Source organism: Nostocoides veronense (genome assembly GCF_039531185.1).
Classification (GTDB): Bacteria; Actinomycetota; Actinomycetes; order Actinomycetales; family Dermatophilaceae; genus Nostocoides_A; species Nostocoides_A veronense.
Genome location: NZ_BAAAPO010000003.1, coordinates 12,272 through 30,080, shown reverse-complemented (window position 1 = coordinate 30,080; position 17,809 = coordinate 12,272). Strand labels below are relative to the sequence as shown.

At 66.8% G+C, this 17,809-nt stretch carries 20 protein-coding genes and 1 tRNA gene; 15 read left to right on the top strand and 6 right to left on the bottom strand.

What is annotated here, in order from left to right; genetic code table 11:
* The first annotated feature begins 109 nt into the window (after window positions 1-109).
* The 5 genes from ABD225_RS00795 to ABD225_RS00775 all read left to right on the top strand — a co-directional run bounded on the left by ABD225_RS00795 (window position 110) and on the right by ABD225_RS00775 (window position 2,994).
* The gene (locus ABD225_RS00795) at window positions 110-1,459 is read left to right on the top strand and encodes a GH1 family beta-glucosidase (RefSeq protein WP_344079844.1); all 1,350 of its coding nucleotides are present in this window, start codon (window positions 110-112) and stop codon (window positions 1,457-1,459) included.
* 131 nt (window positions 1,460-1,590) lie between these two features.
* Window positions 1,591-2,262: a TetR/AcrR family transcriptional regulator gene (locus ABD225_RS00790; protein WP_344079841.1), complete on the top strand. Its 672-nt coding sequence runs from the start codon at window positions 1,591-1,593 to the stop codon at window positions 2,260-2,262.
* Entirely contained in the window at window positions 2,259-2,606 is a 348-nt protein-coding gene (locus ABD225_RS00785; protein WP_344079838.1) for a hypothetical protein, read from the top strand. Before ABD225_RS00790 ends, ABD225_RS00785 begins: the two co-directional genes overlap by 4 nt.
* Window positions 2,607-2,668: 62 nt before the next feature.
* A tRNA-Val gene (locus ABD225_RS00780) sits at window positions 2,669-2,742 on the top strand.
* Window positions 2,743-2,841: 99 nt separating this feature from the next.
* Window positions 2,842-2,994, top strand: coding sequence for a hypothetical protein (locus ABD225_RS00775; RefSeq protein WP_344079835.1), 153 nt, complete (start codon window positions 2,842-2,844; stop codon window positions 2,992-2,994).
* 16 nt (window positions 2,995-3,010) lie between these two features.
* On the opposite strand, the gene ABD225_RS00770 is transcribed toward ABD225_RS00775, so the two are convergent.
* From ABD225_RS00770 to ABD225_RS00760, 3 genes are read right to left on the bottom strand one after another with little or no spacing between them, the layout of a single operon-like run.
* Window positions 3,011-3,478 carry a TIGR02611 family protein gene (locus ABD225_RS00770; protein ID WP_344079832.1) on the bottom strand — a complete coding sequence of 156 codons (468 nt, stop codon included), beginning with the start codon at window positions 3,476-3,478 and terminating at the stop codon, window positions 3,011-3,013.
* Entirely contained in the window at window positions 3,475-4,323 is an 849-nt protein-coding gene (locus tag ABD225_RS00765) for an aminotransferase class IV (protein WP_344079829.1), read from the bottom strand. Before ABD225_RS00765 ends, ABD225_RS00770 begins: the two co-directional genes overlap by 4 nt.
* The gene (locus ABD225_RS00760; protein ID WP_344079826.1) at window positions 4,320-5,336 is read right to left on the bottom strand and encodes a chorismate-binding protein; all 1,017 of its coding nucleotides are present in this window, start codon (window positions 5,334-5,336) and stop codon (window positions 4,320-4,322) included. Before ABD225_RS00760 ends, ABD225_RS00765 begins: the two co-directional genes overlap by 4 nt.
* 116 nt (window positions 5,337-5,452) lie before the next feature.
* On the opposite strand from ABD225_RS00760, the gene ABD225_RS00755 reads away from it, so the two are divergent.
* From ABD225_RS00755 to ABD225_RS00730, 6 genes are all read left to right on the top strand, one after another.
* Entirely contained in the window at window positions 5,453-5,914 is a 462-nt protein-coding gene (locus tag ABD225_RS00755; RefSeq protein ID WP_344079823.1) for a DUF2231 domain-containing protein, read from the top strand.
* A 137-nt stretch (window positions 5,915-6,051) separates the two neighbouring features.
* Entirely contained in the window at window positions 6,052-7,101 is a 1,050-nt protein-coding gene (locus ABD225_RS00750) for a CapA family protein (RefSeq protein ID WP_344079821.1), read from the top strand.
* An 86-nt stretch (window positions 7,102-7,187) separates the two neighbouring features.
* A complete protein-coding gene (locus tag ABD225_RS00745; protein WP_344079819.1) occupies window positions 7,188-8,156 on the top strand; it encodes a zinc-binding dehydrogenase in 969 nt (322 codons plus the stop codon).
* Window positions 8,157-8,391: 235 nt separating this feature from the next.
* The gene (locus tag ABD225_RS00740) at window positions 8,392-9,717 is read left to right on the top strand and encodes an ABC transporter substrate-binding protein (RefSeq protein ID WP_344079816.1); all 1,326 of its coding nucleotides are present in this window, start codon (window positions 8,392-8,394) and stop codon (window positions 9,715-9,717) included.
* A 6-nt stretch (window positions 9,718-9,723) separates the two neighbouring features.
* Entirely contained in the window at window positions 9,724-10,695 is a 972-nt protein-coding gene (locus tag ABD225_RS00735; protein ID WP_344079814.1) for a carbohydrate ABC transporter permease, read from the top strand.
* Between the two features lie 3 nt (window positions 10,696-10,698).
* Window positions 10,699-11,550 carry a carbohydrate ABC transporter permease gene (locus tag ABD225_RS00730; protein WP_344079812.1) on the top strand — a complete coding sequence of 284 codons (852 nt, stop codon included), beginning with the start codon at window positions 10,699-10,701 and terminating at the stop codon, window positions 11,548-11,550.
* A 14-nt stretch (window positions 11,551-11,564) separates the two neighbouring features.
* On the opposite strand, the gene ABD225_RS00725 is transcribed toward ABD225_RS00730, so the two are convergent.
* A complete protein-coding gene (locus tag ABD225_RS00725; RefSeq protein WP_344079809.1) occupies window positions 11,565-12,677 on the bottom strand; it encodes a PfkB family carbohydrate kinase in 1,113 nt (370 codons plus the stop codon).
* Between the two features lie 88 nt (window positions 12,678-12,765).
* On the opposite strand from ABD225_RS00725, the gene ABD225_RS00720 reads away from it, so the two are divergent.
* Window positions 12,766-14,106, top strand: a complete 1,341-nt coding sequence (locus ABD225_RS00720; protein WP_344079806.1) for a family 4 glycosyl hydrolase — start codon at window positions 12,766-12,768, stop codon at window positions 14,104-14,106.
* 106 nt (window positions 14,107-14,212) lie between these two features.
* Window positions 14,213-14,515, top strand: coding sequence for a discoidin domain-containing protein (locus tag ABD225_RS00715; RefSeq protein WP_344079803.1), 303 nt, complete (start codon window positions 14,213-14,215; stop codon window positions 14,513-14,515).
* Window positions 14,516-14,542: 27 nt separating this feature from the next.
* On the opposite strand, the gene ABD225_RS00710 is transcribed toward ABD225_RS00715, so the two are convergent.
* Window positions 14,543-15,148, bottom strand: a complete 606-nt coding sequence (locus ABD225_RS00710; RefSeq protein WP_344079800.1) for a DNA-3-methyladenine glycosylase I — start codon at window positions 15,146-15,148, stop codon at window positions 14,543-14,545.
* Between the two features lie 37 nt (window positions 15,149-15,185).
* The gene (locus tag ABD225_RS00705) at window positions 15,186-15,695 is read right to left on the bottom strand and encodes a methylated-DNA--[protein]-cysteine S-methyltransferase (RefSeq protein ID WP_344079797.1); all 510 of its coding nucleotides are present in this window, start codon (window positions 15,693-15,695) and stop codon (window positions 15,186-15,188) included.
* A gap of 96 nt (window positions 15,696-15,791) precedes the next feature.
* Between ABD225_RS00705 and ABD225_RS00700 the strand changes: the two genes are divergently transcribed.
* Both ABD225_RS00700 and ABD225_RS00695 read left to right on the top strand, forming a co-directional pair.
* A complete protein-coding gene (locus ABD225_RS00700) occupies window positions 15,792-16,241 on the top strand; it encodes a Fur family transcriptional regulator (RefSeq protein ID WP_344079794.1) in 450 nt (149 codons plus the stop codon).
* Between the two features lie 15 nt (window positions 16,242-16,256).
* Window positions 16,257-17,798 carry a catalase gene (locus tag ABD225_RS00695; RefSeq protein ID WP_048546513.1) on the top strand — a complete coding sequence of 514 codons (1,542 nt, stop codon included), beginning with the start codon at window positions 16,257-16,259 and terminating at the stop codon, window positions 17,796-17,798.
* Window positions 17,799-17,809: the final 11 nt, after the last annotated feature.

Sequence of the window (17,809 nt, the reverse complement as noted above, 5' to 3'; positions counted from 1 at the left end):
ACCGATCCTATTGAGCGCGCCCGGCCGGGTGACGTGAGGCTATTGTGGTCCGCGAAGTGGCCCCGGGTGCGGCGCCCTTGTCATGTTCGCCCCAGGCACAGGAGCCGATATGCCGCAGCTTCCCCCGGATTTCCAATTCGGCGTCGCGACCTCGTCCTATCAGATCGAAGGCGGCGTCACCGAGGGCGGCCGCGGCCGCAGCGTGTGGGACGACTTCTGCGACCGCTCGGGGGTCATCGCCGACGGCAGCAATGGCGATGTGGCCTGTGACAGCTACCACCGCTTTGGCGAGGACATCGAGCTGATGAGCGGTCTAGATGTCGACGCCTATCGCTTCTCCATCGCCTGGCCCCGGGTGCTGCCCGACGGCACCGGCTCGGTCAACCAGGCCGGCCTCGATTATTACGACCGGCTCGTGGATGCCTTGTGCGCCAAGGGGATCCAACCGGCCGCGACACTCTTCCATTGGGACTTGCCCTCGGCGCTGGAGGTGGACGGGGGCTGGCTGCAGCGCGACACGGCCGAGGCCTTCGCCGACTATGCGCGGATCGTCATCGCGCGCCTCGGGGACCGCGTCTCGCAATGGATGACGTTGAACGAGCCGAATGTCTTCACCAGCCTCGGCTACTCGACGGGCATTCACGCACCGGGCCGCACTCTCGGCCTCTACGCCCTGCCGGTCGCGCACCACCTGATGCTCGGACACGGACTCGCCGTCAGCGCGTTGCGGGCCGGCGGCGCACGCTCGGTCGGGCTGGCGGGCAATCACACAGTCGTCTGGCCGCGCTCGGACTCCGAAGCCGACCGGGGCGCCGCAGAGCTCTTCGACACGATGTGGAATCGCATCTACACCGACCCGATTCTGCTGGGCCGCTATCCCGAAGGCATCGCCGCCGTCATGCCGGGCCCGGTTGACATCGACCTATCGGTGATCAGCGCCCCGATCGATTTCTATGGCGTCAACTACTACAACCCGACCTGCGTTGGCATCCCGGGCAATGGCAGCAATATCGGGGCCAATGTCGCCTCCGATCTGCCCTTCGACCACTACCCCATCACCGGCTACCCGGTGACCGATTTCGGCTGGCCGGTGGTCCCCCAAGGCTTGACCGACGTGCTGACGATGCTCAAAGAGCGGTATGGCGACCGCCTCCCGCCGGTCTACATCACCGAGAATGGCGCCTGCTACAACGACGGTCCGGACGCGAACGGCGTGGTGGCGGACACCGGCCGAATCGACTACTACAACAGCCACATTCGCGCCGTTGCCGACGCGATCGACCTGGGCGTGGACGTCCGGGGTTATTTCGCGTGGTCTTTGCTGGACAACTTCGAGTGGGCCGAGGGCTACTCCAAACGGTTCGGCCTGGTGCATGTCGACTTCGACACTCTCGTGCGCACCCCGAAGCAGTCGTATGCCTGGTACGCCGACCTGATCGCCCGCACCAAGCAGGCGTAGCCAACCACATAGCACCTCGGCGCTCCGGCGCGACCGGCGAAGCGGTTGCCGATCCGCATCGCCGGGGCCGCCCGTCACCCAAGAATTCGGCGTAGGACAGTAACGGTGATTCCGGCTGATACCGTCGGGCAGTGAGCGATCTCACCGCACAGGTCCGCCCGGATGGGCGCTCGACACGCTGGGCTGCTCATCGCGAAACCCGTCGCCGGGAACTGATCGACTCCTCGATTGTGGCGATCCGGGAACGCGGCGCCAATCTCGGGATGGATGACTTCGCGGCTGCCGCCGGAACGTCCAAAACCGTGTTGTACCGGCACTTCGAAGACCGAATCGGTCTGCACGCGGCCATCATCGATGAGATCGAACAGATCCTCATCACCAAAGTGCGCGAGGTCCTTGTCGCTGGGCCTGGCGTGACTCACCCGCGCGATGTCGTGGAGGCCGGCGTGGCGGCATACGTCGAGTTGGTCGAGCAAGAGCCGCACCTCTATCGCTTCATGATGCTCGGCCCGAACCCCGAACTGCCCGTGATGCGCGGCGACCTGCAACTTGGACGCGGGACCCAGTCCCTGGCGCAGCAAGTGCGCGCGCTGCTGGACACTGCCGCCCCGCAGTCCCATCGCTCGCCGCTGGTGACCGAGCTATGGGCGCATTCGCTCCTCGGGATGGTGCGCGTTGGCGTGGACATCTGGCAACGCTCGCCTGCACCGATCCCCCGCAATGACCTGATCGCGGCCCTCACCGAGATCGTCTGGCATGGCGTGTCCACCGCCTTCCACCCAGCAAAGATGAGCTCGTTATGACGGCGACCCTCGTGGAGATCCGCATCCATCCGGAAAAGGACGCGCCAAGCATTCTCCTCGACGACGTCGAGATCGAGCCCGATGGCCTAGCGGGAGATCGCCGCAAGAAGGCGGCCGTGCACATCATCACGGCGGAGGAGGCCGGCGGCACGCGCGCCAATCTGGTCCTCTCCCTGGCTGCCATCGACGTGGCCGCCTCAGCCGGGGGCGTTGTGACCATCGGCCCGGTCCGGCTGGGCATTCTCGGCCCGGCCGGCAGCTGCGCTGGGATGTATGCCGAGGTGCTGGCCCCGGGCTCGGTTCGCGTCGGAGACACCGTGACCATCAGCAAGGCAGATGCGTGATTCAGCGCGATTTCCGCTACCAGCGAGGCGGCAGGTAAGCTCACCTGGCCGCTTCGGCATCCGGATGTGTAGCTCAGTTGGTTAGAGCGTTCGCTTCACACGCGAGAGGTCAGGGGTTCGAGTCCCTTCACATCCACCCCACGCACAAGGCTCGAACCCTTGCGAACGTCAAGGTTGGTAGAGGTTCGGGCCTTGTTGGTGTCTGCGGCCCAGGTCAGTGCGTTGGTGTTGACCTGTGGGTCGAGCAGCAGTCCCCACGACGACCGAATCGACCTGTGCGGCGCAGGGCACGATGGTCCTGGCGTTGACCAATAACTACACCGATGCCAATGGGGCTCTGAAGACGATCTCCACGCCGGCGAGTTGGCCGAACGTGAGCCCCTGCTGAATTGAGCAGGTCAGCGTCATAAGCCAGCCACGCCGTGCAGCCAGTTCTCGGCGGCGTCCGGGAAGAAGGCCGGGACACCGGAGACTTTGAGCAGCCCCCACATCAACGCCAACACGACGATCGCAGTCCCCAGGATCGCCAGCCCCTGCAGCCAGACCGGCTGCGCACGGATCCACCCGTCCCAGGCCCGGACCTTTGCGCGCACCCAATTGAGCAGGCGTTGCGCCCACTCGAACTCGCTGCCCCACACGGCCAGCCCGGCAAAGACGATGAGCCAACCAGGGCCGGGAAGTGGCACCAAGGCCAGACCGGTGACGACAATCAGTAAGCCCACGACCCCGACCGTCAGCCGATAGATGCGCGCCGTGGCCGGATTGGCGCGGATTCGGCGACGCCACGCCCAGTCGTCATCGTCGGCGTCCAGCAGGATGTTGTCGTCATGCCGGGACCGTTCCAGGCGGTCGATGCGTTCGCCCTCGGTCATGGGTCGATGTCCTCAGCGGAGCGCGCGGCGAAGATGGCCGACGCCTGCTGGGTGAGCGGACCTGGGGCGGGAAGCCTTCGGTCGTCAATCCGCTCGATGGGATAGACATCGCGCAGGCTGGAGGTGATGAAGACCTCGTCGCAGGTGCGCAGCACCCCGAGCGGCATGGCCTCCTCCACGACCTCGAGATCGGCCTCGCGGCACCACTGAACCGTGAGCGCGCGGGTGATCCCGCCCAGTGCTCCGGACGACAACGGCGGCGTATGCAGACGCCCCCCGATCGCGACGAAGACATTGCTCGCCGTGCCCTCGCACAGGTCCCCGCGCGAGTTGGCGAAGATCGCCTCGCTGGCGCCGCGTTCTTTGGCGAATGCGAGCGCGACGACATTTTCGGCATATGACGTGGTCTTCAGCCCAGCAACAGCCGAGCGCTCGTTGCGCGTCCAGGGAGTGACGGCCAGGCTCCCCGGCCCGGCGGGAGGTTCGGCAGGGACGGCAGTCACGACATAGGTCAGGGGTGAGTCGTGGCGCTCTGAACCCAAGGGGCCCTGGCCGGCCGTGACGGTGAAGCGCAATCGGCCCCAGGCGATTGGGTCTCCGGCTGCGAGGACGGCCGCGATGCCGGCATCGATGACCGAAAAGTCCGGCTCCGGCAAACCTAGTCCGTGGGCGCTGCGGGCCATCCGCTGCTGATGCCGGGTCACCGCGAAGGCGCGCCCGTCGACGATCTTGCACGTCTCAAAAATGCCGTCGCCAACCGTCAGGCCGTGGTCGATCGCCGAGATCGCCGGGGCGCTGGAGTCGTAGAGGTCGCCATTGACCCAAATCCGAATCACGCCACTCATGGTGCCATCCACCCCGAGGCCAGACCGATCAACCGGCGCGCCTTCAACTGCGTCTCCTCCCATTCCGCGTCCGGGTCCGACCCCCACGTGATCCCGGCCCCGGCCCCGAAATTCAGCACGCGGCCAGTCGCTCCCGGCGTCCCCCAGAACGTCCGGATACCCACCGCGAGTTCCGCTTCGTCCCGGTCCGCGTCGATGTAGCCGACGGCGCCGCAGTATGGCCCTCGCGGCACCGGCTCGAGATCCCGGATCGTCGCGAGCGCGGAGCTTTTGGGGGCTCCCGAGACCGATCCAGGCGGGAAGCTCGCGTCGAGAATCTCGCGCCAGGTCACCTCCGGCCGCACCTGCCCGGCGATATTGGTGACCAAGTGCACGAGCCCCGGGTGTTCCTCGAAAGCGCACAGATCCTCAACGACCACGGTGCCCGGGCGGCATACCTGCTGCAGGTCGTTGCGGACCAGGTCCGCGATCATGACATTTTCGGCGAAGTCCTTCGGCAGCATCTGTTCCGGCGTTGCCGACGTTCCCTTGATGGGGCACGAGAGCAGCCGGTCGCCGACGCGGCGCAGATACCGTTCCGGTGACGCGCAGACCACATCCACCCCGAGTTCGGGGGCGTGGATCAACGCCTCGTAGGGCGCCGGATTGCCGCGCCGCAGCAGGCGAGCGAGGGCGGGCAGGTAGGCATCCTCGGGCAGGTCGTGGCTCAGGATCCGGCAAAGGTTGACTTGATAAACCGTGCCCGCGGCGATCCGCTCCCGGATCTCCCGCACCCCGCCGATATATGCCGCCCGATCCAGGCTGCTGCGCCACTCACCGGTGAGCGGCGCCCACTCCCGATAGCCCGGGGGCCGGGCCATGGTCCGCCGCCCTCGTCGCGCGAAACGGATTGCTGTCAAGGACGATTCGAAGTCCAGGACAACGGCCCAAAAGCCCTCCGTCAGGTCATCGATGTCATGGGTGACCGACACCGGCGCGTAGGCCGTCATCGTGCCAAATCGGGCCCACGCCACGCCTGATCTTAACGATCGACCTGCGTGTCGGGTCGCGCATCTGCCCCAATGTCGAGCGCTCGGCGCCTACCGTGAACGGCACCAACGCCGCACGACGCCCCACAAAGGACCCAGCCATGTTCGACACCGTCTTGGGATTGCCATTGCATCCGCTGATCGTCCACGCCGTCGTCGTCCTGGGGCCGCTCGCGGCCGTGATGCTGCTGGCGTATGCCGTCGTGCCCCGCTGGCGCTATGGCCTGCGGATCCCCTTGCTGCTGATGTCGGCCGCAGCGGCCGGTTCGGCGTTCGTCGCGCAGGAGGCCGGCGAGGCGTTGGAACACCTCACCGCGGAGCCCGGATTTGATCATGCCGAAAAGGGCGACCGCGCTTTCCTAGCCCTCGTGCTGCTCTTCGTCGTCACCGTTGTCGTTGTGCTCCTGGCCAAGCCCCTGCCCGCTCCCTCTCGGGTGGCCCTCGCGACGGTGCTGGCCGTGCTCGCGGCGGGCGCGGCCGTGGTCGCCGTTGTCATGGCCGGGCATTCCGGCGCGCAGTCGGTGTGGGAAGGCCGCATTACCTCCGCGGCACCTGTGCGGTGACGGGGAGGCGGCGGCAACGCTGGTGGGCTTTTCCGGTCCTGGCGTTCTCGCTCGTGGCCTGTGGTGGAACCGGGACCACGCCCTCGAAGGCGGAGCTGAACCTGACGGCCGGCCAGGTCCCACCGGACGACGAGGCGATGCCCGCGGACCAGGGCGCTTCGTCCAGCGCACCCGGTGGGTCCGAGCCCCCTGGATTGGGCGGTCTAACCCCGATGGCGCCGGACGATCCGACAAAACTCGTCCTGGCCTTCGCCGGCGATATCCACTTCGAGGACTATCTGGCACCCGTCGCCCGCGATCCCCATGGCTTGGCCGCCCTGCGGGCACTATGGCCAGATGCCGACCTGCGGATGGCAAATCTCGAAACGGCCATCACCGAGCGGGGCACGAGGCAGGTCAAAGCCTTTACCTTCCGGGCGCCCGAGAGCGCCCTGACAACACTGAAGAACGCCGGCCTCGGCGCACTAAGCATGGCCAACAACCACGGAGTCGACTTCGGGCCTCAGGGACTGGCCGACACCCTCGCCGCGATTAGTCGCTCCCCCGTTCCCGTCGTCGGCATCGGTGCGGATGAGCGTTCGGCCTTCGCGCCACGAATCGTCAAAGCCGATGGCGTCACGATCGCGTTGCTCGCCGCCAGTCAGGTGCAGGAGGAGACGCTCGCGCGCTTTTCGGCCAGCCCGAGCAGCGGCGGGATCGCGAGTGCCGTGCCAACGACCCGCCTCGTCGCGGCCGTGCGCGCGGCTCGCGCGCAGGCCGATGTTGTCATCGTCTTTTTGCATTGGGGCATCGACTATCAAGAGTGCGCGGATGCCCGATCGAAACAAACGGCCACCGAGTTGGAAGCGGCTGGCGCAGATGTCATCGTCGGCGCGCACAGCCACCGGGTCGGTGGTGCCGGTTGGCTCGGCAGGTCGTATGTCGCTTACGGGCTCGGCAATTTTGTTTGGTGGCGCTCGGTCGAGCCGGATTCGCGCACCGGCATCCTGCGGCTGACCATCGACCCCACCATCGCGCGGCAGCCTCCTGCACAACGCACCAAAGCCATTGTGCAGCAAGCGGATTGGCAGCCGCTGCTGATCGGACGCGATGGCATACCAGCTCGGCCGGCGGCCGCGGACGCAACCCGTCTGCATACGCTGTGGGAGCAGGCTGGCGCCTGCTCGGGAGTGGCGAGCGCCCCCTGACCCCATCGGTGTGGTAACTCACCGTTGCCCTGGGTCAGCAACTTTCTGCCACTGGCAGAGACGGTCGGCACGATAGCGTGGCGGGCATGTTTGCTGTCGCCGCCGTCGCCCAATCCGCCACCGATCCGCTCGCCGGCCTGCATGTCGGCGAGTTGGACGAGCCGCAGACGCCCGAGGACTGGGTCAGCGTGGACGTCGTGGCGGCAGCGCTGAACCACCACGACCTCTGGTCACTCAAGGGGGTCGGCCTGCCTGCGGAGCGGCTGCCGATGATTCTCGGCTGCGACGCGGTGGGGCATGACGCGCAGGGCAATGAGGTGATCGTCTACCCGGTGGTGTCCTCGCCGGGGTGGGGCGCCGATGTGACGATGGACCCCAAGCGGTCGCTGCTGTCGGAGATCTATCCCGGCACCCTGGCCGAGCGGGTGCGCATCCCTGCCGGCAATCTCGTCCCCAAGCCCAAGGGGCTGTCCTGGGAACAGGCGGCCTGCCTGCCGACGGCCTGGCTGACGGCATACCGCATGCTCTTCACGAACGCCAGCGTCAGCCCCGGCGACACGATCCTCGTCCAGGGCGCGGGGGGCGGCGTGGCGACGGCGGCCATTCAGCTCGGCGCCGCGGCCGGCTTGCGGGTCTTTGCGACCTCCCGCGATGGCGCCAAGCGCGAACTGGCCCGGGAGTTGGGGGCGATCGAGGTCTTCGAATCCGGCGCCCGGCTGCCCGAGCGCGTCGATGCCGTCATCGAGACCGTGGGCGCGGCGACCTGGTCGCATTCGGTCAACGCGCTGCGGCCCGGCGGGACGATCGTGCTGTCCGGGGCGACCTCAGGCGACGCTCCGGCGAAGGCGGAGCTGACGAAGATCTTCTTCAAACAACTGCGGGTGATCGGCTCGACGATGGGCACACGGGAGGAATTGGCGCGACTGGCTCGGTTCGTGGCTGACCGGGGCCTCGAACCCCGGATCGATGCGGTGCTCCCCCTAGCCGAGGCGCGCGCGGGCTTGGAACGGATGGCTGCTGGTGAGGTGAACGGGAAGATCGTCTTCCGGACCTGAAATCATCACCGAAAAGGACGGGCACCGCTACCTGCGCTGCCGCAATTGCGGCACCGATCGACGCGGCTCCTCCCCGGCGCCCGATAACGCGCTGTGGGTGGGCAATGTGGCCGGCCAGGCATGGGTGGCATGAGCTGAGACCCTCCCGTGACGCGGAAATCCCTGGCCCGACCGCGCCGCCGCACTAGCGTGGCGTAGGGGTGCCGAGGGCCGGCGCCCAGAGATCGGAGGATCCATGTCGGACAAGACCGTTCGCGCGACGCTCAACCGTCGCCATCTGCTCGCCTTTGGTGGAGCGGTCGCCGCGAGTGGCGCACTGGCCGCGTGTGGGGGAAACACCGGCCGGGCGACCTCGAGTTCGACGAGCAGCACGAGCGGGAACACCTCTGGCGGCAGCAGCTCGGGGGGAGCCAAAGCTGTTCTGCAGCAGTGGTATCACCAATATGGCGAGGCCGGCACGCAGCAGGCGGTCGAGGGCTACGCCAAGGCCTACACCGCGGCCGACGTCAAGGTCACCTGGAAGCCCGGTGACTACGACCAGACCACGGCCGCCTCCCTGCTGACCGCCAATGGTCCCGACGTCTTCGAGTACGGCAATGGCCCGACCATCGACATGATCAAGGGTGGCCAGGTCGTCGACCTGACCGGGCTCCTCGGCGACGCCGAAGCCGACTTCAACCCCGCGATGGTCAAGCGGATGACCTATGACGGCAAGCTGTGGGCCGTCCCGCAGGTCGTCGACATGCAGATCCTGGTCTACCGCAAGTCAATGCTGGAGAAGGCCGGAGTCAAGCCGCCGGAGACGATGGATGAGTTGATGGCGGCCGCCGAGAAGCTCAACAGCGGCGACACCAAGGGTCTCTTCCTCGGCAATGACGGCGGCGTCGGCCTCATGGGTGGCCCGATGCTCTTCTCCGCCGGCGCGGACTACCTCAACGAGGACGGATCGTTCGGCTTCGACAACGACAATGTCGTTGCGGCCCTCGGCAAATTGCGCGAGATGTTCCAGAGCAAGTACCTCCTGCTCGGCGCGCCCAAGGACTGGTATGACGGGTCCGCCCTCGCCCAAGGTCTGACCGCGATGCAGTTCACCGGCCTGTGGACCTTCCCCGACCTGACCAAGGCGCTCGGCGACGACTATGGCTGCGTGCCGTGGCCGGCCATGCCGGGCGGCAAGAAGTCGGTCGTCGTCGGCGCCTATGGCTCGTGCGTCTCGGCGAAGTCGGCGAATGTCGATGCCGCCAAGGAGTTCGTCAAGTGGCTGTGGGTCGACCAGACCGACAAGCAACTGGACTTCGCCACGGCATACGGCTTCCACATCCCGGCCCGCGCCTCGCTGGTCCCGCAGGCCAAGACCCTGCAGTCCGGTGCGGCCAAGGATGCGGCCGCGGCCGCTCAGGAGTTCGGCCACGCGCAGAGCACGATCTTGTGGACTCCCAAGTGCAGCACCGCTTTTGGCGACATGATGACCAAGGTCGTCAAGGACGGCGCCGACGCCAAGGCCGAGATCGCCAAGGTCAAGGCGATCGCCGACGCCGAGGTCAAGCGCGTCCTGGGCTAGTCGCCGGTGACGACCTCGAGCCTTCCAGTCGATCCGTCCCCAGCGACGGCCGCCACCGCGCGGCCGTCGCTGGGGGCTCGGCTGCGCGGCCGACAGAATCAGAACCTGTGGTTCTGGGTCTTTGTCGGCCCCTTCGTCCTCGGGCTGATCATCTTCATCTACATCCCGATCATCTGGAGTATCTACCTCAGCTTCTTCGAGTCCTACAACACGGTGACGCCGACGAAGTTCGTCGGCGCCGGCAACTACCTCGACATGCTGCGGGACGAGTCCTTCCGCTCCAGCCTCGGCACCTTCATCGTCTTCGCGCTCTTCATCGTCCCGACGACCTTCGCGCTCTCGCTGCTGACGGCGATCCTCGTCGCGCGCACCCGCGTCATGCAGGCCTTCTTCCGCTCGGTCTTCTTCCTGCCGACGGCCTGCTCGTATGTCGTGACCGCCCTCATCTGGAAGATGTCGATCTTCGCCGGAGTGCGCTCGGGCGCCGCCAATGCGATGCTCGGCCTCTTCGGCGCGGACTCGATTCCGTGGCTCTCCTTGACCAAACCGCCGTGGTATTGGTTGGTGATCGTGAGTGCCCGCCTGTGGCTGCAGGTCGGGTTCTACATGATCCTGTTCCTTGCTGCGCTGCAACGGATTTCGCCAACCTTGTATGAAGCGGCCGCCATCGATGGGGCAAGCGGCTGGCAGTCCTTCCGCTACATCACGCTGCCGCAGTTGCGGCCCACCTCCGCCGCGGTGCTGCTGCTGTTACTGATCAACGCCTTCCAGGCGTTCGATGAGTTCTACAACATCCTCGCCTCGTTCGGGACCTATCCCCCGTATGCCCGTCCGCCACTGGTCTATCTCTATTACGTCGCCCTCGGGCAGGGGCAGGACTTCGGGCATGGCAGTGCCGGAGCCGTCATCCTGACCCTTGTCATTGCGCTGGCCGCGGTGGTCTTCAACCGCTTCTTCAGCTTCCGCGGGGAGGACTAGGCCATGGCGATCGTCGACAACTCCCGTGGCGCCAAAGTCGGGGCCGCACTTCGCTATTCGGCGCTGATCCTCGCGGCGCTGCTATTCCTGATGCCCTTCTATCTTTTGCTTCGCAACGCCCTGATGTCGGAGAACGACCTCGGCTCGCCGAAGTGGCACTGGTTGCCGCCGACCTGGGAGTGGGGCAACTTCTCGGCGATCTTCCACGATCCGGCGCTGCCGATGACGCGCAGCCTGCTCAACTCGATCGCCATCTCGGTGTTCCAGACCGCAGGGGTGCTCGTGATCAGCGGCCTCGCCGGCTATGGCCTCGCGCGGATCCCCTATCGCTGGTCGAATGCGGTCTTCTATCTCATCACCGCGACCCTCCTCATCCCGGCGGCCGTGACCTTCGTGCCGAGCTTCGTCCTCGTCTCGTCGCTCGGCTGGATCTCGACGCTGCGCGGCCTGATCATCCCGGGCCTGTTCCAGGCCCTCGCGACCTTCTTGTTCCGGCAGTTCTTCTTGAGCTTCCCCAAGGAAATCGAAGAAGCGGCCTTCCTGGACGGCCTGGGCTACTGGGGGACGTTCTGGCGCGTCGTCGTCCCCAACAGCTTTGGCTTCGCGGCAGCCATCGGGACGATCACTTTCATCGGCTCGTGGAATGCCTTCTTGTGGCCCCTCGTCATCGGTCGAGACCAGACAACGTGGACGGTGCAGATCGCGCTGTCGACCTTCCTGACGGCGCAGTCGGTCAACCTCAGCCAACTCTTCGCCGCCGCCCTGGTCGCCATCGCCCCCTTGCTGCTGATGTTCCTGTTCCTGCAGCGCTGGATCGTCGAAGGCGTCGAACGCACCGGCATGGGCGGGGACTGACTCTCTCTGCGGAGCTAGGCGAGGCCCTCGACGTCGGCCCGTCGGGCGATGGTGGCGGTGGCGCGGCGGCAGGCCGACTCGGGCAGGGTCGGCGTGATGGCATCCAGGAAGCCATACCGGCGCGCGATCGAGGCCTCGTATGCCGTGCCGTTCACCTTCGTGCGCGCCACCCGCCACCAATCCGCGATATCGCCCCAGCCGGGCGCGGCGAGGGAGCCGCCGAACTGCTGAATCGCCAGCGCCGAACACAGGCCCGCGAAGCCCAGGCGGTCGGCGAGCGGCCAGCGGGCGAGGGTGCCGAGAACCAGGGCGGCACCGAAGACATCGCCGGCGCCGGTTGGGTCCAAAGCATCGACGCGTAGCGCCGGCACCATCGCCTCCTCCCCCGTTGTGGCGTCGATCGCCAGCGCCCCGTCGGCGCCATTGGTCACGACCGCGAGCGGGACGCGGTCGGCAATCGCATAGAGGGCTTCTTGCGCTGTGCGGGTCCGCGTATAGGCCATCGCCTCCACGGCATTGGGAAAGAAGGCGTGAGCCGTGGACAACCGGGTCAGCACGGAGCGGTCCCACGTTTCCGTCGCATCCCACCCGACATCGGCAAAGACCAGCGCTCCTTGCTCGTGCGACCGCGTGACCCACGTGGGCGCAGCGCCATCTTCGTGCTCCGCGAGGTCGATCATTACGGCTGCGGATCGCGGCGGCTCCCCGATCAGTTCGGTCGAGGCAAGGGGCGCCGGATGGCCGTGCGTGACCATCGTGCGGTCGCGGTCCACGGACATCGACACCGTCACCGGACTGTGCCAGTCATCGAAGCGCCGTGAGTGGCTCAGGTCGATGTGCTCGCCGTCTTCCAGTGTGCGCCAACAGAAATCGCCATAGTCGTCATCGGAAAAGGCCGCGGCCAAGGCAGTCCGCAACCCCAGTCGGCGAGCCGCGATGGCGAGATTGGCGATGCCGCCGGGACACGACGCCATCCCGTCGGCCCACTCTTCCGTCCCCGGCTGCGGGGCCCGGGCCAGCCCGGTGAAGATGATGTCGAGGAAGACCGTGCCGTGCACGAAGAGATCGACCTCAGGGCCGTCGGGGATCCGGACGGCGGCGAGTGGGTCGAAGCGGACGTTGGGCACGGCATACCTCCTCGTGGGCCGTCGCTAGTCTCTCGTGTCCGGGCCAGCCGCCGAGGGAGGCGAGGCCGACTCGGCCATGATGGTGGGTATGAAGTTGGCGATCCTCGGCGGCGGCGGGTTCCGGGTGCCGCTGGTCGTCCGTGCACTGCTTCGCGAGGTCGACTCTCCGGTCACGGAGGTCTCGCTGTATGACGCGGATCCCGTCCGCCTCTCCGCGATCGCCAATGTCGTGGCCCAGTCTGCGGCACAGCTCGGCGGGCGCCCGTTACCGGTCACCACGACGACGGATGCGCGGGCGGCGCTGGCGGGAGCGGCATACGTTTTCTCGGCGATCCGAGTCGGCGGACTTGTCGGGCGGGTGACAGACGAGCGCGTCGCCATCGCGAATGGCGTTCTCGGACAAGAGACTGTGGGTGCCGGCGGGATCGCGTTCGGGCTACGCACGATCCCCGTCGCCATGGCGTTGGCGCGCACGGTGCGCGAGGTCGCGCCGGCCGCTTGGGTTGTCAATTTCACCAACCCGGCGGGGACGGTGACCGAGGCGATGTCCACAGAGCTCGGTGATCGGGTCATTGGCATCTGCGACTCCCCATTGGGTCTCGCCCGCCGGGTGGCGCGTTCGCTGGGGCGGCGTGTCGAGGACTGTCGCATCGACTATTCGGGGCTGAACCATCTCGGGTGGTTGCACCGCCTGGAGGATCAGGAGGGTGACCTGGTTCCCCGATTCCTCGCGGACGACGCGGCGGTTCTCGGCACCGAGGAGGGTGAGATCTTCGGGGTCGAGTGGCTGCGTTCGTTGGGTGCCGTGCCCAACGAGTATCTGCACTACTACTACCTGCACCGGGAGGCGCTCGCCGAGCAGCACGGGCCGGGGCATCGCACCCGCGGGGAGTTCCTGGCCGGCCAGCAGCAGGACTTCTTCGACGCCATCGCGGCCAGGCCGGAGTCGAGCTCACGAGAGTGGGAACGTGTTCTGGCCGAACGTAATTCGACGTACATGGCAGCGGCTCGGGGAGTCGATGCCCACCGCCACGAGGAGGACCTGGTCAGTGGGGGGTATGAAGGGGTGGCCCTGGTGCTCATGCGGGCGCTCGCGGGCGGCATACCCGCGCAGTTGATTCTCAACGTCCGCGCCGGGGCACAGGTCGGGCTGCCCGAAGACGCCGTGGCGGAGGTGCCGTGCACGGTCACGGCGGCCGGGGTATCACCTCTGGCGACGACTCCTCTGGACCTGCATATGCAGGGTTTGGTGAGTCAGGTGAAGGCCGTCGAACACGCCACGATCGAGGCGGCGACCACCGGCTCCCGAGCGGCGGCGGTGCGCGCTTTCGCACTCCATCCGCTCATCGACTCCGTCACGACCGCGCGCGCCCTGGTGCGCGACTATTGCGCCGCGGAACCGGCCATCGCCTCAGTGCTGGGACAGTAGCCGCAGGTCTGGGAGAGAACCTGGACGTACGCAGCGGTAATGATCCGTTGCGTATGTCCAGGTTCCGGCAATGGGCGGGAATCTGGCACTTACCCGGTACGCAGCGATGTCAACGCGCTGGGCGAGCAACTGGAGCGACAGTCAGTGGTGGCGCGTCGATCTCGGCTCGGCCAAGCAGGTCGGCCGAGTCACCATCGACTGGGAGTCGGCATACGCCCGCTCCTACCGCATCGAGACCTCGCTCGACGGCAGCTCGTGGTCAACGGCCGCGACGGTGACGGCCGGTCAAGGCGGCACGGAGGTCACGGCCTTCGCGCCTCGCTCGGCGCGCTACGTCCGGTTGGCCTTCACCGGGCGGGCGACGACATATGGCTACTCGATCTATGAAGTGAATGTTCAGTCCCGCTGAGCCACACCGCCTTCCGGCGTCACCGGCTCACGACCAGACGCCGGAACTGCCGCGGCGGTGAGAGCCGAGGAGGTGCGTGTCGACGATGCCGACGGCCTCCATCAGCGCGAACATCGTCGTCGGTCCGACATGAGCAAAACCGGCTCGCTTGAGGGCCTTGGAAAGCGCGAGCGATTCCGCAGACTGGGTCGGGACCTCGGCATACGACCGCGGCTGTGGCGTCCGCGCGGGCCGGAAGGACCAGATGAAGTCGGCCAGGCCCTCCCGCTCCCGGAGCGCGAGCGTGGCCCGCGCGTTGGTGATCGTCGCGTCCACTTTGCGCCGGTTGCGGACGATGCCGGCATCGGCAACCAGCCGTTCTCGATCCGAATCGTCATATGCCGCAACACGATCCGGTTCGAAGTCGTCGAAGGCTGCGCGGAAGGCCGGACGCTTGCGCAAGATCGTGGCCCACGACAGGCCGGACTGGAATGCCTCCAGCGAGAGTCGCTCGAAGAGGCCCTGCTCGTCGCGGATCGGCATACCCCACTCGGTGTCGTAGTACGCCCGAAGCAACGGATCCCGCGCCGCCCACGTGGGCCGTGCCAGCCCGTCCTCGCCGACGATCAGATCACTCGATGCTGGCTCGGTCACACACCGACCCTATGACCCACCGCACCACGGACATGCGTCAAAAGAGGCGGCCGGCTTCCTCCGCAGGGGGCTGTTCCAGCGCCAACAGGAAACGCTTTCGGTCCAACCCGCCCGCATATCCCGTAAGGGAGCCGTCGGCCCCGATCACCCGGTGACACGGGATGACGATGCTGATGGGGTTGGCGCCATTGGCCACGCCGACGGCCTGCGCGGCCCCAGGTTGCCCGAGATCCCGCGCCAGATCGCCATACGATCGCGTTGCGCCATAAGGGATTTCCCGAAGGAGGGCCCAGACCGATTGCTGGAAGGGTTCGCCGCGTGGTGCGAGCGGAAGGTCAAAATCCTGTCGCTGGCGGTCGAAGTACTCCCCCAGTTGCCGCGCCGTCTCCGCAAAGACCGGCAGGCCAGCGACGGCCAGGCCGAAGTCCGGAACGCGATGCCTCAAACGGTGAATCGCGAAGTAGATGCCGGTCAGGTGGCCGTCCTCAGCGGTCAGCGTCAGCGGACCGACCGGAGTGTCGATCACGGTGTGGACGGTGGCGGTCACGGCGACAGTCATACCGCACAGACGTGCTGCCGACACGCAATGTGAGGTAGGACGCCAAATCTTGAAGGATTCCAGTTTCCATGCCAGGGTGGGGATATGCCCTTCCCCGCCGGAACCGAGCCCGCAGCGGTGCTGCGCCGGGCCGGGCTGCGGGTGACGGCGCCGCGCGTGGCGACGCTGACCGAATTGCAGGAGTCGCGCCATGTCGATGTTGACTCACTCGCCGGGCAGCTTCGGGTTCGCCTCGGTGGCGTCTCGACCCAGGCCGTGTATGACGTGCTGCGGGCCCTCAGTGACGCGGGCTTGGTGCGGCGCATCGAGCCTGCCGGCTCCCCCGCGCGTTACGAACTCGACCGCGGCGACAACCACCACCACCTGGTCTGTCGTGGCTGCGGTGCGCTGGTCGACGTGCCGTGTGCGACCGGCATACGGCCGTGCTTGGAAACCGAAAGCTCGGACCACGGATTCGTCGTCGACGAAGCCGAGGTTATCTATTGGGGTCTTTGCCCCAATTGTCAAAATTCCGTTCCACCACAACAGGACTAGGAGGTCCTCGCAACAATGTCAGTCTCCGGCCCCCGCCAGAACCCTGGCAACACCGCCCCACTGACCACGGTCGCCGGCGCTCCCGTGTGGGAGAACCAGAACAGCATGACCGCGGGTGCCCGCGGACCCTTGTTGTTGCAAGATGTGTGGTTCCTCGAGAAGCTCGCCCACTTCGACCGCGAGGTCATCCCGGAGCGACGCATGCACGCCAAGGGCTCCGGCGCCTATGGCACCTTCACGGTCACCGGTGACATCACGGCATACACCGGCGCCTCGATCTTCCGCGAGATCGGCAAGCAGACCGAGCTCTTCGTGCGCTTCTCCACCGTCGCCGGTGAGCGCGGCGCCGCCGACGCCGAGCGCGACATCCGCGGCTTTGCGGTGAAGTTCTACACCGACCAGGGCAACTGGGACATCGTCGGCAACAACACTCCGGTCTTCTTCTTCCGCGACCCGCTGAAATTCCCCGACCTCAACCACGCCGTCAAGCGCGATCCGAAGACCAACCTGCGCAATGCCGAGAACAACTGGGACTTCTGGACCAACCTGCCCGAGGCGCTGCACCAGGTCACCATCGTGATGTCGGACCGCGGCATCCCGGCGGACTACCGCTTCATGAACGGCTTCTCCAGCCACACCTACTCGTTCTACAACGAGGCCGGCGAGCGCTACTGGGTGAAATTCCACCACCGCAGCCAGCAGGGCCTGAAGAACCTCACCGACCAGCAGTCCGCCGACATCATCGCCGGCGACCGCGAGTCGAGCCAGCGCGCGCTCTTCGACGCGATCGAGGCGGGCGACTTCCCGAAGTGGAAGATGTATGTCCAGGTCATGCCCGAGGCCGACGCCGAGAAGGTGCCCTATCACCCGTTCGATCTGACCAAGGTGTGGCCGAAGGCGGACTACCCGCTGATCGAGGTCGGCGAGTGGGAGCTGAACCGCAATGCGGACAACTACCACGCCGAGGTCGAGCAGTCGGCCTTCTCCCCCGCGAATGTCGTTCCCGGCATTGGTTTTTCGCCTGACCGTATGCTGCAGGGTCGCCTCTTCTCGTATGGCGACGCGCAGCGCTACCGCCTCGGCGTCAACCACCACCAGATCCCGGTGAACTCGCCCAAGGGAGCGCCCGGCACCAACTCCTACCACCGCGACGGTGCCATGCGGATCCACTCCGAGCCGACGCCGGGTATCGAGCCCAACTCCTACGGGCGCTGGCAGGAGCAGCCGCAGTTCCGCGAGCCGGGCCTGAAGATCGACCCCTTCGCCGACCGGTTCAACTTCCGCGAGGACGACGACGACTACTTCAGCCAGCCGCGGGCGCTGTTCAACTCCTTCACCGACGCCCAAAAGCAGCGGCTCTTCGAGAACACCGCTCGCGCGATCTCGGGCGCCTCGCAGGAGACGATCGACCGCCATATCGCCAACTGCACCAGCGCCGACCCGGCGTATGGCGCGGGCGTCACCGAGGCCATCCGCGCCCTCGGTGCCGGCGAGGCCCCGAAGGCCGGCATGGACGACCTAGAGTCCGGTCCCGACTTCGACGGCGACCTGCTCTGATCTGAGCGACG